Genomic DNA, 15,826 nt, shown 5'->3' with positions numbered 1-15,826 from the left:
TGCCACAAGTACTGTTGGGCGACGTACCGGGCCGGCCCAGCCGCCTCCGACAGCCGGAACCCCCGCCCGCCGCAACAGGTCATGGTTGGTGACCCCAGGCAAGCCCCATGGCACCGAACGGATCAGCTGCGCATCACTTTCCAGGCCCACACGCAGGCGGGTTGTGCGCGATGCGTGCGGGGGCCGGGCGGTAGGGATCGGGTGCAGCGGCCGCACCCTGGGTCCGCGCCGTCCCCTGCGCCGGATTCGTGGTCGGGTCAGTGGCGGTGGTGGTGCTTTCGGTGGATGTGGAGGGTGCTGGTTATTCCGGCGTGGTCGGAGTTCCAGAGGCCGTTGGTCATCGAGCGGCCGGTGACCGTTGAGTTCAGCAGGCGGACGGTGGCCGGGGCGTTGGTCATGATGTGGTCGACCTGGTGGTCGAAATCGGCGGCGGTGCCGGTGTTCAGGTTGGGCGAGTTGATGCAGCAGCTCAGCGGGACGGCGGTGCTTCGCTCGACCAGGCCGGCGTCCAGCAGGACGCGGTACGCCTGCTGGTCGTCGGGGACGACGGTGTCGTCGTCGGAGTTGAGGTCGCCCAGGAGCACCACGGGCAGGCGGCCGGTGGCGGGGCCGCCCGGGGCCACCAGTTCGGCGGCCTGGCGGGCTCGGATGCTCGGGTGGACCGTGCGCGGGTCGAACGCCTCCAGATGGGTGTTGACGAGGCGGAACCGCGCACCGCGCACCTTCGCGTCGACCTTGGTCCAGCCGCGGGTCACCGTGATGGGGACGCCGACGATCGGCACGGTGAGCAGGTTTTGGAAGGAGCCGCCCGCCGCGGCGGAGGTGTGCACGCCGCCGTCGACGCGGGCCAGGATGACGTCGCGCATGGTGAGGCGGACGTTCAGTTCGGCGTCCGGCGTGGGCTGGGGGCCGTCGCCGCGGACGGTGTTCTCGTTGACCGGCGCCTCGAAGTCGAACTCCTCCTGAACGACGACCGGGCGGTAGCGCACCTTGCCGGCGTTCAGACGGTCGAGGAGCAGGCGCAGGAAGTCGTAGCGGACCGTGGTGGCCGTCTTGGGGCCGCCGAGCACCGGGGCGAGCGAGGGCGGGCCCGTACGCCACAGGGCGACCTCCTGGAGGCCGACCAGATCCGGCCGCCGGCCGAGGATCTCCGCCGCCAGGCCGCGCGCCCGCACCGGGAAGTTCGTCGCGGTCACCTGCCGTACCACCGCGCCCCCGGCGTCGACGAACGAGGGGAGGTCGGGCGCGCCGAGCGCCGGGGTGAGGTCGGCGCCCAGATACAGGTTGCGCGTCATCACCCGCGCCACCTGCCCGTTGCGGTCGGTGGCCAGCGCCGCACCCGGCATGGAGCCGATCAGCAGGGCGGCGCCCAGCACGGGCAGGGTCTTACGCAGGGCGGCCTTCAGCATCCCGGCTCCTTCCCAGATTTTCGGGATGCCGACATTACTGAACGATCAGTCGGACAGGGAATAAGCGTTCAGTGGCCGTCCGGTTGGCCTGGAGTGAAGGGCCACTCCTCGAAGGCGGTGCAAAGGCCGTTGTCGTTGAAGCGCAGGATCCAGAGGTCGCGCCAACGGGATGGGGTGTCTTGCTGGTAGTGGACTTCCAGCCTCACTACGGCCGTGTCGCCGTCGACGGCCACGATGTCGCGGGTCATGGTGAACGGTTCGTCGGGGCCGTGGCGTTCGGAGTCCCACCATGGGGTGAGGCTGGAGAGGCCCTGGATCGGGGTCGCCCATGGGGACGGCAGGTAGGAGACGTCCGGGGAGAACAGGTCGGCCAGCGGCTCGGTGCCGGGGGTGCGCCAGGCTCTTTCGTAGGCGTCGACCCATGCTGCGACGGAGGCTCTGTCCACGCATGACATGCTGCCAGTTCCGGCGCGTACGCTGCGTACATGGTGGAGATCACGGTTGATGTCTGGTCGGACCTTGTCTGCCCTTGGTGCTTCATTGGGAAGCGGAGGTTCGAGGCGGCGCTTGAGGGTTTCGAGCATCGTGACGCGGTGCGGGTGCGGTGGCGGAGTTTCGAGCTCGATCCGAACGCGCCCACCGAGGCGGTGGAGCGGGCGCCTGAGCTTCTCCAGCGGAAGTACGGAATGACGGCGGAGCAGGCCGCCGAGGCCAATGCCCGGGTGACCGCGATCGCGGCCGAGGTGGGGTTGACGTACCGGCTGGACGAGTCGTGGCCGGTGAACTCGTTCGACGCCCATCGGGTGATGCATTTCGCGGTCGACCAGGGTGTGGGGGACGCCGTGCGGGAACGGCTGATGACGGCCTACACGAGTGAGGGTGTCGCCCTGGGCGACCGGGAGACATTGGTCGCGGAGGTGACGAAGGCCGGGCTTGATGAGGCGGCGACGTGGGAGGTCCTGAAGGGGGACCGTTACGCCGACGCCGTGCGGGCCGATGAAAGGGAGGCGGCCGAGATCGGGGTGAGGGGCGTGCCCGCGTTCGTGGCCAATGGCCGGTACCTGGTGAGCGGCGCACAGCCCGTCGAAGTCTTCGAACGTCTGTTGCGGACGGCCGCGGGTTAGACGCCTGGACTCATCGTGCGGGTAGAGGGAATGAACGGCCCATGCCTGTGTACGTCGGCACTTCGGGGTGGCAGTACGCGGACTGGCGTGGGGTCCTCTACCCGAAGGGACTTCCCCAGCGGCTATGGCTTGAGCGGTACGCCGAGGTGTTCCCGACGTGCGAGAACAACGGGGCGTTCTACCGGCTGCCGCGCAGGGAGACCTTCGAGTCCTGGAGGGACAGGACGCCCGATGGGTTCGTGATGGCGCTCAAGGCCAGCCGTTACCTGACCCATATCAGGCGGCTCAAGGACCCGGCGGAGCCCGTGGCGCGGTTGATGGGGGTGGCTCAGGCGCTGGGTCCCCGGCTCGGGCCCGTCCTGCTGCAACTGCCGCCCACCCTGCGGGCCGATCCCGGCTTGCTGTCGGACTGCCTGGCGCGGTTCCCGCGCGACGTGCGGGTGGCGGTCGAACCCCGGCACGCCTCCTGGTGGACGGACGAGACGCGCGCCGTCCTGGAGCGGCACGGCGCGGCGCTGTGCTGGGCCGATCGCCTGGGACGTCCCCAGACCCCGCTGTGGCGCACCGCGGACTGGGGGTACCTGCGGTTCCACGAGGGCGCCGCCCGGCCGTGGCCCCACTACGGCGACCAGGCGCTGCGGACGTGGGCGCGACGCTTGGACGACACCTGGGACGCGGACGGGAACGACGCCTACGTCTACTTCAACAACGATCCGGGCGGGGCGGCCGTCCGGGACGCCCTGCGGTTCACGGCCTTGGCCGGAGCCCGTCGAACACGATCGCCAGCGTCCGGTTCATGACCTCCGGGTCCCAGGCGGTGTGCACCGTCGCCTGGCACACCCCCACGAGCAGCGCGATCACCTCCGGCGCGCTGACGTCCTTGCGTACGGTGCCCGCGTCCTGCGCGTTGGCCAGCAGGTCCTCGATGGCCCGGCGCAGCCCGTGCACGGGCTTGGACACGCTGATGGCGATGCCCGCCTCGGCGAGCAGATCGATCACGGTCCTGGTCCGTGCCGCCCGCTCGGTCATGCCGGTGAAGAAGGTGAACAGCGCGGTGGCCGGGTCGCCGCCGCGCAGCAGCCCCTCGATGTCGTCGGCCAGCCGTGCCGCCTGCGCCGCGATGATCGCCTGAAGCAGCGCCTCCTTGGTCGGGAAGTGCCGGAAGACGGTGCCGATCCCCACGCCCGCCTGCTGCGCGATCTCCTCGGTCGAGGCGGCGGAGCCCTTGGCGGCGAACACGGCCTCGGCCGCTTCGAGGATGCGCGTCCGGTTGCGCCGGGCGTCCGCGCGGAGCGGTCTCCCCGCGGGAGTGGGCTGCGGTCTCCCCGCGGGGGCGGGCTCGTACGAGGCCATCGGCTGGTCGCTCCCGTGCTCGTGCGTTCTGCTCTGGGCGATCGCGGCCCGAATGCCGACCACGATCGTTGACGGCGCCGCCGCCGCTCCCTACGCTGAAGCGAAGTATAGACTCCGTTTCCTTGCGGAGCCGCGGCAGGGCCCTACCGGGGCCACAGCAGGGGGCTGAGGAGATGTTCGAGAGGTTCACCGACCGCGCACGGCGCGTCGTCGTCCTGGCTCAGGAAGAGGCCAGGATGCTCAACCACAACTACATCGGCACCGAGCACATCCTCCTTGGCCTGATCCACGAGGGCGAGGGCGTCGCGGCCAAGGCCCTGGAAAGTCTCGGCGTGAGTTTGGAAGCGGTGCGCCAGCAGGTCGAGGAGATCATCGGCCAGGGGCAGCAGGCCCCTTCGGGGCACATCCCGTTCACTCCGCGTGCCAAGAAGGTGCTGGAGCTGTCGCTGCGGGAGGCTTTGCAGCTCGGTCACAACTACATCGGTACCGAGCACATTCTCCTTGGCTTGATCCGTGAGGGCGAGGGCGTCGCGGCCCAGGTCCTGGTGAAGCTCGGGGCGGACCTGAACCGGGTGCGCCAGCAGGTGATCCAGCTCCTGCACGGCTACCCGGAGAAGGGCGCGTCCCGAACCGGGGAGCAGACCGAGGCGGGTCCCTCGACCTCCCTGGTGCTCGACCAGTTCGGCCGCAACCTCACGCAGGCGGCCCGGGAGGGCAAGCTCGACCCGGTGATCGGCCGGGAAATGGAGATGGAGCGGGTCATGCAGGTGCTGTCCCGCCGTACCAAGAACAACCCGGTGCTGGTGGGCGAGCCCGGCGTGGGCAAGACCGCGGTGGTCGAGGGCCTGGCGCAGAAGATCGTCAAGGGGGACGTGCCCGAGACGCTCAAGGACAAGCAGCTCTACACGCTCGACCTGGGCGCGCTGGTGGCCGGGTCGCGGTACCGGGGTGACTTCGAGGAGCGCCTGAAGAAGGTGCTCAAGGAGATCCGCACCCGCGGGGACATCATCCTGTTCATCGACGAGCTGCACACCCTGGTCGGCGCGGGCGCGGCCGAGGGCGCCATCGACGCCGCGTCCATCCTCAAGCCCCCGCTGGCACGCGGCGAGCTCCAGACGATCGGCGCGACCACGCTTGAGGAGTACCGCAAGTACCTGGAGAAGGACGCGGCGCTGGAGCGGCGGTTCCAGCCGATCCAGGTGGCCGAGCCGTCGCTGTCGCACACCATCGAGATCCTCAAGGGGCTGCGCGACCGGTACGAGGCGCACCACCGCGTGTCGATCACCGATGGGGCGCTGGTGGCCGCGGCGCGGCTCGCCGACCGTTACATCAGCGACCGGTTCCTGCCGGACAAGGCGATCGACCTGATCGACGAGGCCGGTTCGCGGATGCGGATCCGCCGCATGACCGCGCCGCCGGACCTGCGCGAGTTCGACGAGAAGATCGCGGGCGTCCGGCTGGAGAAGGAGTCCGCGATCGACGCGCAGGACTTCGAGAAGGCCGCGGCCCTGCGCGACTCGGAGAAGCAGCTCCTCGGACGCAAGGCGCAGCGCGAGAAGGAATGGCGCGCGGGCGACATGGACGTCGTCGCGGAGGTCACCGAGGAGCTGATCGCCGAGGTCCTGGCCACCGCCACCGGCATCCCGGTCTTCAAGCTCACCGAGGAGGAGAGCACCCGGCTGCTGCGCATGGAGGACGAGCTGCACAAACGCGTGATCGGCCAGGACGACGCGGTGAAGTCGCTGTCGCAGTCGATCCGCCGCACGCGGGCCGGGCTCAAGGATCCCAAGCGTCCGGGTGGTTCGTTCATCTTCGCCGGGCCGTCGGGTGTGGGGAAGACCGAGCTGTCCAAGACGCTGGCGGAGTTCCTGTTCGGGGACGAGGACGCGCTGATCCAGCTCGACATGTCGGAGTTCATGGAGAAGCACACCGTCTCGCGGCTGTTCGGTTCCCCGCCCGGCTATGTCGGGTACGAGGAGGGCGGCCAGCTCACCGAGAAGGTGCGGCGCAAGCCGTTCTCGGTGGTGCTGTTCGACGAGATCGAGAAGGCCCACCAGGACATCTTCAACAGCCTGCTGCAGATCCTGGAGGACGGCCGGCTGACCGACGCCCAGGGCCGGGTGGTCGACTTCAAGAACACCGTGATCATCATGACCACCAACCTGGGGACCCGGGACATCTCCAAGGGCCAGTCGCTGGGCTTCTCCCGTGCCAACGACGAGCAGGGGTCCTACGAGCGGATGAAGGCCAAGGTCGGCGAGGAGCTCAAGCAGCACTTCCGCCCCGAATTCCTCAACCGCGTCGACGACACCATCGTCTTCCACCAGCTGACGCCCAAGGAGATCATCCAGATCGTGGATCTGATGATCGCCAAGGTGGACGAGCGGCTCAAGGACCGGGACATGGGTATCGAGCTGCGTCAGGAGGCCAAGGACCTGCTGGCCGAGCGGGGGTATGACCCGGTGCTGGGCGCCCGTCCGCTGCGCCGTACGATCCAGCGGGAGATCGAGGATCAGTTGTCGGAGCGGATCCTGTACAACGAGGTGAAGTCCGGCCAGATCGTGATCGTCGGCACCGAGGGCACCGGCGAGGACGCCACGTTCACCTTCAAGGGCGTCCCGAAGCCGGGCAGCGTCCCCGACGCTCCGCCCGCGGCCGGCATCACGTCCCTCTGACCGGCGGGCATGGGCGTCCGGCAGGCGTTCTGGATCGATGAGCGGGACGACCGCGCGCGCTCGCGCGGCGCCGGCGGCCGCTACACCGAACGGCTCTGGGAGAACATCGGCGAGTTCGACGGGGCGTGGGGCGACATCGCGCCGGTCGCGTTCTGCTGCGCGGCCTGGCGCGTCGCCACGCCCCCGATCAGCGAGCCGGGCTTCGTGCGGTGGCACCGCCGCGTCCTGTCGGCCTCGCTCGTCCGCAACACCTGGGACGGCTCGCTGACCGCGCGGATCGCGCTGGCCGCGCCGCCGCCGGCCGCGCTGGCGGCGTCCCGTGACTGGTGGCACGACCGCGGCTGGCAGGGCTGGCCCGAGGTGCTGGGCCAGTTCGTGGAGCCGGCCGAGCGTGACCTGGCCAAGGTCCCGTACCTGCGCACCACCGTGCGGGTGGACGCGCCCGTCCCGCTGGATCGGCTGCCCGCCGCCCCGGAGATGCCCACGGGGCCGCGCCGCCGTGACGAGGCGGCCGAGGCGGCGCACCGCGCCCTCGTCGTCGTGGTCGCCGAGCTGAACGAGTTGCTCGGCCCGGTCCTCGCCCGGCTCGACGCCGGCGTGTCCTGAGGCCCTGAAGGCCCGCATCCGGGTGCCGTTCGGCGCTGGAGACGGCCACTTGCCGATGATGCACGTTCGTTGGGCGCAGAACGCGGCGAAAGCGTCACCGCGCGGGCACTCCCCGGCCTTAGATGGCAGCAGGCACATGGCATCAGGCACATGGCAGAAGGCACGGTATCGGCGGGAAACCGGTCACCCCCAAGGAGGGATCCCTAGATGGCCGCACTGAGGACCTTCCGGTTGCCGGAGACGGTGCGCGGGACGCCGTCCGACCGCGCGCTGGGCCGCGGCATGGTCGATGCCTGGCGGTCGGACGGGCTCTTCCAGATCGCCACCAGTCCCGTCCAGGCGCAGCGGATCATCACGGCGACGACCGCGGGCAGGCTGTTCTTCTCCCTGCCGGTGGAGTACAAGGCGCGGCATGTCAGCGACCTGTCCTACAGCGGCTACGGCATCTTCGGCGAGGCCGCGGACGCGGGGGTCGCGGGGGTGGGGGAGACCGGGCGCCCGGAGATCTTCACCGTGTGCAAGGACGTCCCGGCCGGGGACGCGCGGGTGCGGGAGCGCTGGCCGTGCCACGGGCCGGTGCCGTGGCCCGACTGCGAGTACCGGCTGGCGATGCGGGCGTTCATGGACATGGCCGGGGCCGTGGGCGACACGCTGCTGCGGCTGGTGGCGCTCGGCCTGGGGCTCCCGGCGCCGGACGAGCTGACCCGGCTGACCCACGACGGCTGGCATCACCTGCGCGTGCTGCGTTTCCCCGCCGAAGAGGAGGGGCCGGGCACGCGGCGGCCCGCGCACGGGATCGGCGCGCACACCGACTACGGCCTGTTGATCATCGCCGTGCAGGACGAGGTGGGCGGGCTGTCCATCCGGCCGCCCGTCCAGGGGGAGCGGCGCCCGCGCAATTGGCTGGAGTCCGAGAGCACCGCCGGGTTGTACGAGGACGATGAGCCGTGGATCCGGATCCCTCCCGCCCCGGGGGTCCTCTCGGTGTATCCGGGGGACGTCATGCAGTTCCTGACGGGCGGGTACATCCTGTCGACACCGCACAAGGTGGCCCTCGCCGGCACCGAGCACCATGCCCTGGCCTATTACCACGAGCCCGCGTTCGAGACCACGCTGCGTCCGCTGCTGGACGACGCGGACCGGCAGGAGGGACTGCACTACGGCACGCACTTCACCACCATGATGATGCGCCGCCATCCCGAACGGGCCGCGACCAGGCGGATCCTGGGGGACGGCCGCCTGGACGTCCTGGACCGGCTCCGCGCCGCACCCCTGTCCCGATGATCGGGCCCGGGAGAGACGAGCGCCGGATGCGTGAGCGGAATAGTTTTACGCCATGGACGTGGTCGTCGCGGTGGTCGCAGCGCTGGTGCTCACCTGGGCGCCGGCGCTCGTGTGGTGGCGGGTCCAGAGCCGGGGCGGCGTCGCGCGCGGCGGCAACCTGGGAGGCCCGGCGCGGCGTGCGACCTTCGAGACACTGCACACTGCGTCCAGGGCCGCGCCCGCGCTGCGCGCAGGGCTGACCGAGCAGGGCGCGCAGAAGGCCGCCCGGCACCTGCGCGCCCTGCTCGGCTCCGCCGCCCTGGCCATCACCGACGGGGAGCGGGCGCTGGCGTGGGACGGCGCGCACGAGCACCACGCCGAGCAGGTGCTGCGGCTCGCCGAGGTCACACTGGGGAACGGGCGCACGCAGGTGCACGACGTGGAGTGCGACCGGCTCGACTGCCCGATCCGGCGGGCCGTGGTGGTGCCGCTCACGACCGACGACCGGGTCGTGGGCACCCTCGCCGCGTACGGGGAGGAGGTGCCCGCCGGGCTGATCCGCGCCGCCGAGGAGGTGGCGCAGTGGATGGACGCGCAGCTTGAGCTGGCCGAGCTCGACCGGTCCCGCACGCTGCTGATGGAGGCGGAGATGCGGGCGCTGCGCGCGCAGATCTCGCCGCATTTCATCTACAACTCGCTCACCACCATCGCCTCGTTCGTGCGCAGCGACCCCGAGCGCGCCCGCGAGCTTCTGCTGGAGTTCGCCGGGTTCACCCGTTACTCGTTCCGGCGGCACGGCGACTTCACCACGCTGGCCGAGGAGCTGCGGTGCATCGACCGGTACCTGCTGTTGCAGCGGGCCAGGTTCGGCGAGGACCGGCTGCGGGTCACGCTGCGGATCGCGCCCGAGGTGCTGCCCGTCGCCGTCCCGTTCCTGTGCCTGCAACCGCTGGTGGAGAACGCGGTCCGGCACGGGTTGCAGGACCGTTCGGCGCGCGGTCACATCACGATCGTGGCCGAGGACGCCGGGGCCGACTGCGTGATCAGCGTGGACGACGACGGGATCGGCATGGACCCGGAGGGGGTGCGGCGGCTGCTGGCCGGTGAGGACCGGGCCGCGCGGGACGGCGCGGACGGGGAGGGCGCGGACCGGGTCAGGTCGGAGACGGCGGCCGGCATCGGCCTCGCCAACGTGGACGACCGGCTGCGCCAGGTGTACGGCGACGAGTACGGCCTGGCGGTGGAGACGGGGCCCGGCGCGGGTACGAAGGTGACGTTGCGCGTACCGAAATACCGCCCCGGTGTGACCGCGTCCTGACCCGCCGGATCGGGAGGGGTTCCCACCAGGGCGGTCGGGCGGTTGACTGGTGACCCGCACATGACTGGAATGTGATCTACGACATGGTGCGGCACGACGGCACGGGGAAGGACGGTGCGGTGGGACTGCGGGTCCTGGCGGTGGACGACGAAGCTCCCGCCCTGGACGACCTCGTCCACCATCTGCGCGCCGATCCGCGGATCGGCGAGGTGTGCACCGCCCGGGACGGCGCGTCCGCGCTGCGCTGGCTCGACCGGGCGCTGGGCGAGGGACGCCCGATCGCCGCCGTCTTCCTCGACATCCGCATGCCCGGCCTGGACGGCACCGTGCTGGGCCGGGTGCTCGCCCAGTTCACGCGGGCGCCGCACATCGTGTACGTCACCGCCTACGAGGGGCACGCGGTCGACGCGTTCGAGATCAAGGCGACCGACTACATCCTCAAGCCGGTCCGTCCGGAACGGCTGGCGGAGGCGATCAGGCGGGTGTCGGAGGCCGAGGGCGAGGACGCCGAGGCGGCGTCCCGGACGGGCGGGGCCGCCGAGCCGGAGCCGATGCCGGTCGAGCTGAGCGGTGTCACCCGGTTCGTCGCGCCCGCCGAGGTGCTGTACGTGGAGGCGCAGGGCGACTACGCCCGGCTGAACACGGCGGCCGGCAGCCACCTGGTGCGGATCCCGCTGGCCGCGCTGGAGGAACGGTGGCGCGGCGCCGGGTTCGTCCGGGTGCACCGCAGCCATCTGGTGGCGCTGTCGGCCATCGAGGAGCTGCGGCTGGACTCGGGACGCTGCACCATCCGGGTCGCCGGCGCGGAGCTTCCGGTCAGCCGGCGCCACATCCGGGAGCTGCGCGATCTGCTCGTCCGCAAGGCGAGGCGGGCGCCGTGACCACCGAACGGCAGAACGGGCGGCCGGTGCCGGGGCGGGTCCTGGTGACCTCGCCGCGCACCCGTGCCGCGCGCCGCCCCCGGTACCCGGTGACGCGGGAGATCGACGAGCAGACCGGGCTGGGCGAGGCGTACATGCGCTCCCTCGTGCAGACGCAACTGCGGCTGGCGCTGCGGCTGTGCCTGACGCTGGCCGTCGTGGTGCTCGGCATCCCCGCGCTGTTCGCGCTGGTCCCCGACCTGCGGGTGGTACGGGTGTGCGGCGTGCCGCTGGCCTGGGTGGTGCTGGCCGGGCTGATCTACCCGTGGTTCGTGGCGTGCGGCTGGTGGTACGTGCGGACGGCCGAGCGCAACGAGCGCGACTTCGCCGACCTCGTCGACGGCGGCCGTGACCACCGTGACGGCGGCCGTGCCGACCGGGGGCTGGAAGGGGGCAGGTGACCGCCGCTTACGGGCTTGCCGGGGTCGTGCTGGTGGTCATCGCCACCCTGCTGATCGGCACGCTCGGCCTGCGGATCTCCCGCACCACGTCCGACTTCTACGTGGCGTCCCGTACCGTCACGCCGTTGCGCAACGCCTCCGCGATCGGCGGCGAGTACCTGTCGGCCGCCTCGTTCCTGGGCATCGCCGGGCTGATCCTGGCCTACGGCGCGGACATGCTGTGGCTGCCGGTCGGCTGGACGGGCGGCTACCTGGTGCTGCTGGTGCTGGTGTCCGCGCCTCTGCGCCGCTCCGGCGCCTACACCCTGCCCGACTTCGCCGAGGCGCGGCTGGAGTCGATGGCGGTGCGCCGCGCCACGAGCGTGCTGGTGGTGCTGATCGGCTGGCTGTACCTGCTGCCGCAGTTCCAGAGCGCGGGACTGGTCCTGCGCACGGTGGTGGGCGCGCCGCTGTGGAGCGGCGGCGTGCTGATCGCCGTCGTGGTGGCCACCAACGTGCTCGCGGGCGGGATGCGCAGCATCACCCTGGTCCAGGCGTTCCAGTACTGGATGAAGCTGACCGCGCTGGCCGTGCCGCTGATCTTCCTGCTGCTGGCGTGGCGGTTCGACGGCGCCCCCGACCTGTCGTCCCGGGACGCGCCGCCGCGGTTCGCCGAGCGCACCGCCGTCTCGATCGGCCTGCCCGTGACGGTCGAGGTGATCACGCCGGTGCGGGTCACGGCGGACGGGCACGTGGACGGCCGCCGGTACGACGGCTCGGAGATCACCCTGGGCGCCGGGCCGCACCGCATCGACAACGGCACCACGGTCACGTTCCCCGCGGGCGCCGACGTCCCGCACGTCAAAGGGACGCCCGTGCGCACCGACCGGGAATGGGCCATGCCCCTGGCAGGGCGCGACCATTCCATCTACGCCACGTACTCGCTGATCCTGGCCACGTTCCTGGGCACGATGGGGCTGCCGCACGTCCTGGTGCGCTTCTACACCAATCCCGACGGCAAGGCCGCGCGCCGCACGACCGTGATGGTGCTGTCGTTGCTCGGCGCCTTCTACCTGCTGCCCGCCCTGTACGGGGCGCTCGGCCGCCTCTACACCCCCGAGCTGCTGATGACGGGTCGCACGGACGCGGTCGTCCTCACCCTGCCCGGACGGGTCATCGGCGGGCTGGGCGGTGACCTGCTGGGAGCGCTGGTGACCGGTGGCGCGGTGGCGGCGTTCCTGTCCACCTCGTCCGGGATCACCGTGTCGGTCGCCGGGGTGCTCGCGCAGGACATCCTGCGCGGCGGCGTCCGCTCGTTCCGGGCGGCGACGGTGCTGGCGCTGATCGTCCCGCTGGGGCTGGCGATCGCCGCGCGCGAGCTGTCCGTCGCGGACGTGGTCGGGCTGGCGTTCGCGGTGGCGGCGAGCACCTGCTGCCCGCTGCTGGTGCTCGGCGTGTGGTGGCGGCGGCTGACCGTCGCGGGCGCGCTGGCCGGGCTGGCCACCGGCGGTGTGCTGGCCGGCGCCGCGGTGGTGGTGACGATCGCCGCCGGGCCGCCGTCCGGGCTGGCGGGCGCGCTGCTGGCCCAGCCCGCCGCGTGGACCGTCCCACTCGCCTTCGCCACGATGATCGTCGTGTCGTGGTGCACGCCGCGCCAGGTGCCGCCCGGCGTGGTCCGCATGATGGTGCGGCTGCACACCCCCGAGTCGCTGGACGTGGACCGGGGCACCTGGCGTCCCAGGCGGGTCTGAGCGCCGCGCGGGCGTCCCGCCGCGCGGCGGGGGCGGGACGGCGACCGTTCGTCGCGGCACACCGACCGCTCATCGACGCCACTCGTAGATCAGCGATCGAGTGCGGCGGCTTGCCGCACTCTCCGCCCTTTCCCCTCGCCGCGTCCCCCGCCTCTCCCTACGGTGGCGCGTGACCAGCGTCACAACCGAGGAGGCGTCGTGGTAGTGAAGGAACGGGGTTCCGACTCCGTTTATGAACGATTCCAGGGAACCGAGGAGTTCCAGCAGTTGCGCGCCAGGTTCCGGCGTTTCGCGTTCCCGATGACGGCGGCCTTCCTCGCCTGGTACCTGCTGTACGTGGTGCTGTCCGGCTGGGCGCGGGAATTCCTCGGCACCCAGGTCATCGGGTTCATCAACATCGCCCTGATCTTCGGCCTGCTGCAGTTCGCGTCGACGTTCCTGATCGCCTGGCTGTACGCGCGGCACGCCGAGCGCACGCTCGACCCGCTCGCCGACAAGCTGCGCAAGCAGGTCGAGGCCGAGACCGCGACCCCCGGCACGGAAGGAGGGGCTCGATGAGCCACGAGACCCTGGCCGTCATCCTGTTCCTCAGCTTCGTGGCGGGCACCCTGGCCATCACCGTCTGGGCCAGCCGGCACACCAAGGACGCCACCGACTTCTACGCGGGAGGCCGTTCCTTCTCCGGTGTGCAGAACGGGCTGGCGATCGGCGGCGACTACATGTCCGCCGCCTCGTTCCTGGGCATCGCCGGCCTGATCGCCCTGTACGGCTACGACGGGTTCCTCTACTCGATCGGCTTCCTGGTGGCCTGGCTGGTCGCGCTGCTGCTGGTCGCCGAGCTGCTGCGGAACTCGGGCCGGTTCACGATGGCCGACGTGCTGGCGTTCCGGATGAGCCCGCGGCCGGTGCGCACCGCCGCGGGGGTGTCCACCATCGCCGTGTCGATCTTCTACCTGCTGGCCCAGATGGTGGGCGCGGGCGCGCTGGTGGCCCTGCTGTTCGGCTTCACCGGCGACTTCGCCAAGGGCGCCACGATCGCACTGGTCGGCGCACTCATGATCATCTACGTGGTGTTCGGCGGGATGAAGGGCACCACCTGGGTGCAGATCGTCAAGGCCGTGCTGCTGATGGGCGGCGCGACCCTGGTCACCCTGCTGGTGCTGGGCAAGTTCGGCTTCAACCTATCCACGCTGCTGCGGGACGCGGCCGAACAGAGCGGCAAGAACGAGGCGTTCCTGGAGCCGGGGCTGCGCTACGCCACCGAGGCGACGGGCCTGACCGGCAAGCTCGACCTGATCAGCCTCGGCCTGGCGCTGGTGCTGGGCACCGCCGGGCTGCCGCACATCCTGATCCGCTTCTACACCACCCCGACCGCCCGCGACGCCCGCAAGTCCGTCTTCTGGGGCATCGGCATCATCGGCGCGTTCTACCTGCTCACCCTGGTGCTGGGCTTCGGCGCCGCCGCGCTGGTCGGGACGGAGACCATCCGCGAGCAGAACACGGCGGGCAACACCGCCGCGCCGCAGCTCGCCGAGGCGATCGGCAACGACATCTTCGGCGACGCGGGCGGCACCATCCTGCTGGCGGTCATCGCCGCGGTCGCGTTCGCGACGATCCTCGCGGTCGTCGCCGGGCTCACCCTCGCCTCGTCCTCGTCGTTCGCGCACGACCTGTACGCGCACGTGTTCAAGAAGGGCACCGCGACCGAGCGCGACGAGATCCGTGTCGCCCGCATCGCCGCCCTGGTCATCGGCGCCGTCTCGATCGTCCTGGGCATCTACGCCCAGCGGCTGAACGTGGCGTTCCTGGTGGCGCTGGCGTTCGCGGTCGCCGCGTCGGGGAACCTGCCCGCGATCCTCTACAGCCTGTTCTGGAAGAGGTTCAACACCGCGGGGGCCGTCGCGGCCATCTACGGCGGCCTGGGCTCGGCCATCTTCCTGGTCGTCTTCTCCCCGGTCGTGTCCGGCAACGAGCGGGCCCTGTTCACCGACGCCGACTTCAGCTGGTTCCCGCTGGAGAACCCCGGCATCATCTCGATCCCGTTCGGCTTCGTGTGCGGCTGGCTCGGGACGATCTTCAGCAAGGAGTCCAACGGCGGCAAGTACGCCGAGATCGAGGTCCGCGCCCTCACGGGCGCGGGTGCGGAGAAAGCCGTGCATCACTGACGGCCCCGCTCGGTCCCGCGCGGGCTCGACCAGCGCCCGGTCCCGCGCGGGGCCTCGGCCCCGTCCCATCCCGCCCAAGGGACGGGGCCGCTCCGCGTCCGGGGCCGGAATTCGCACTCCGGTTATGGGACCTCCCGAGATGCACAGTGGGGGACCGTCCTGGACCTGAGCGCGCTCTGAACCAGTCAGGATGAGTTGCGTCCGCGCTGGGCGTCCATTTTGGCCCACGCCGCGTCCCACATCGCGTACCGGTGCCGGTCACAGCGGCGGCGCAGCACCACGTAGGCCACCAGGAACGGCAGGCCCGTCGCCGGCAACGCCGAACCCGCCGCGTACACCGCGTCGGTCACGGTCCGGCTGTGCGGGCGCGGACGGCCGGTCGGCTCGCCCCGCAGGTTCACCCAGATCGTCTTCTTCGCCCCGACCCTCGCGCCCTTCCAGCTCGGCAGCGTCCCGGAATGCGACTCGGGAGGCCGGTCCGGCGTGCCCGGCCGCTGCCAGGTCGCCCTCACCGTCTCGTGCAGGTAGCGGTTCCCCTCCGCGTCGATCCCGCCGATCGCCACCACCGTCGCGACCACCTGCCGCCGATCCGCCCGCTCATGACGCTCCGCCCGCAGCCCGGCCTCGTATGCCATCGTCGCGCACCAGGCCGCCACCGGCGTGGACACCAGCACCATGAGGACGAAGATGCCCAGCGCCGCCCAGCGCTGCACCCGGTCGACACGCCGCCGCAGCTCATTGCGCTCCAGGCCGAGCCGGCTGCGCAGCCGCCGGCCGCGCGGCATGCCTCCCCTTCCGATGCCGGAATCACGCATCGTCGTCACCTCCCCGGAGAGCGCGCACTCCCGGTAAGAGGCCCTAG

The 15,826-nt window shown here is 71.3% G+C and carries 15 protein-coding genes; 11 read left to right on the top strand and 4 right to left on the bottom strand.

Annotation, left to right across the window (positions count from 1 at the left end):
- Positions 1-257: 257 nt before the first annotated feature.
- Entirely contained in the window at positions 258-1,409 is a 1,152-nt protein-coding gene (locus QSK21_RS08385; RefSeq protein ID WP_285694801.1) for an endonuclease/exonuclease/phosphatase family protein, read from the bottom strand.
- 68 nt (positions 1,410-1,477) lie between these two features.
- Entirely contained in the window at positions 1,478-1,855 is a 378-nt protein-coding gene (locus QSK21_RS08380; RefSeq protein WP_285694800.1) for a nuclear transport factor 2 family protein, read from the bottom strand.
- Positions 1,856-1,894: 39 nt separating this feature from the next.
- Here QSK21_RS08380 and QSK21_RS08375 point away from each other — a divergent pair, with 39 nt between their 5' ends.
- Both QSK21_RS08375 and QSK21_RS08370 read left to right on the top strand, forming a co-directional pair.
- Positions 1,895-2,533, top strand: a complete 639-nt coding sequence (locus tag QSK21_RS08375; RefSeq protein ID WP_285694798.1) for a DsbA family oxidoreductase — start codon at positions 1,895-1,897, stop codon at positions 2,531-2,533.
- Positions 2,534-2,574: 41 nt separating this feature from the next.
- Entirely contained in the window at positions 2,575-3,333 is a 759-nt protein-coding gene (locus tag QSK21_RS08370; protein WP_285694796.1) for a DUF72 domain-containing protein, read from the top strand.
- On the opposite strand, the gene QSK21_RS08365 is transcribed toward QSK21_RS08370, so the two are convergent.
- On the bottom strand, positions 3,281-3,949 hold the full coding sequence (locus tag QSK21_RS08365) for a TetR/AcrR family transcriptional regulator (protein WP_285694795.1): 669 nt from the start codon (positions 3,947-3,949) through the stop codon (positions 3,281-3,283). The genes QSK21_RS08370 and QSK21_RS08365 overlap by 53 nt on opposite strands.
- Before the next feature lie 110 nt (positions 3,950-4,059).
- Between QSK21_RS08365 and QSK21_RS08360 the strand changes: the two genes are divergently transcribed.
- From QSK21_RS08360 to QSK21_RS08320, 9 genes are all read left to right on the top strand, one after another.
- Positions 4,060-6,561, top strand: coding sequence for an ATP-dependent Clp protease ATP-binding subunit (locus QSK21_RS08360; protein ID WP_285694793.1), 2,502 nt, complete (start codon positions 4,060-4,062; stop codon positions 6,559-6,561).
- A 9-nt stretch (positions 6,562-6,570) separates the two neighbouring features.
- A complete protein-coding gene (locus QSK21_RS08355; protein ID WP_285694791.1) occupies positions 6,571-7,167 on the top strand; it encodes a hypothetical protein in 597 nt (198 codons plus the stop codon).
- A 207-nt stretch (positions 7,168-7,374) separates the two neighbouring features.
- Positions 7,375-8,451 (top strand): 2OG-Fe(II) oxygenase family protein, encoded by a 1,077-nt coding sequence (locus QSK21_RS08350; protein ID WP_285694789.1) that lies wholly within the window; start codon positions 7,375-7,377, stop codon positions 8,449-8,451.
- A 52-nt stretch (positions 8,452-8,503) separates the two neighbouring features.
- Entirely contained in the window at positions 8,504-9,748 is a 1,245-nt protein-coding gene (locus QSK21_RS08345) for a sensor histidine kinase (RefSeq protein ID WP_285694788.1), read from the top strand.
- 83 nt (positions 9,749-9,831) lie between these two features.
- Positions 9,832-10,629 carry a LytR/AlgR family response regulator transcription factor gene (locus QSK21_RS08340; RefSeq protein WP_285695084.1) on the top strand — a complete coding sequence of 266 codons (798 nt, stop codon included), beginning with the start codon at positions 9,832-9,834 and terminating at the stop codon, positions 10,627-10,629.
- Complete coding sequence (locus tag QSK21_RS08335; protein ID WP_285694787.1) at positions 10,626-11,069, top strand: hypothetical protein; 444 nt, start codon at positions 10,626-10,628, stop codon at positions 11,067-11,069. The genes QSK21_RS08340 and QSK21_RS08335 overlap by 4 nt, the downstream gene beginning before the upstream one ends.
- Positions 11,066-12,799 (top strand): sodium/solute symporter, encoded by a 1,734-nt coding sequence (locus QSK21_RS08330; protein WP_285694786.1) that lies wholly within the window; start codon positions 11,066-11,068, stop codon positions 12,797-12,799. The genes QSK21_RS08335 and QSK21_RS08330 overlap by 4 nt, the downstream gene beginning before the upstream one ends.
- A 204-nt stretch (positions 12,800-13,003) precedes the next feature.
- Positions 13,004-13,357, top strand: a complete 354-nt coding sequence (locus tag QSK21_RS08325; RefSeq protein ID WP_285694784.1) for a DUF485 domain-containing protein — start codon at positions 13,004-13,006, stop codon at positions 13,355-13,357.
- Positions 13,354-14,964 carry a monocarboxylic acid transporter gene (locus tag QSK21_RS08320; RefSeq protein WP_285694782.1) on the top strand — a complete coding sequence of 537 codons (1,611 nt, stop codon included), beginning with the start codon at positions 13,354-13,356 and terminating at the stop codon, positions 14,962-14,964. The genes QSK21_RS08325 and QSK21_RS08320 overlap by 4 nt, the downstream gene beginning before the upstream one ends.
- Positions 14,965-15,149: 185 nt before the next feature.
- Here QSK21_RS08320 and QSK21_RS08315 read toward each other — a convergent pair whose 3' ends face one another.
- The gene (locus QSK21_RS08315; protein WP_285694781.1) at positions 15,150-15,779 is read right to left on the bottom strand and encodes an Rv1733c family protein; all 630 of its coding nucleotides are present in this window, start codon (positions 15,777-15,779) and stop codon (positions 15,150-15,152) included.
- Positions 15,780-15,826: the final 47 nt, after the last annotated feature.

This window comes from Actinomadura sp. NBRC 104412, assembly GCF_030269515.1.
GTDB lineage: Bacteria > Actinomycetota > Actinomycetes > Streptosporangiales > Streptosporangiaceae > Spirillospora.
Note: the sequence above shows the minus strand (reverse complement) of the source record. Positions and strands in the feature narration are given on the sequence as shown.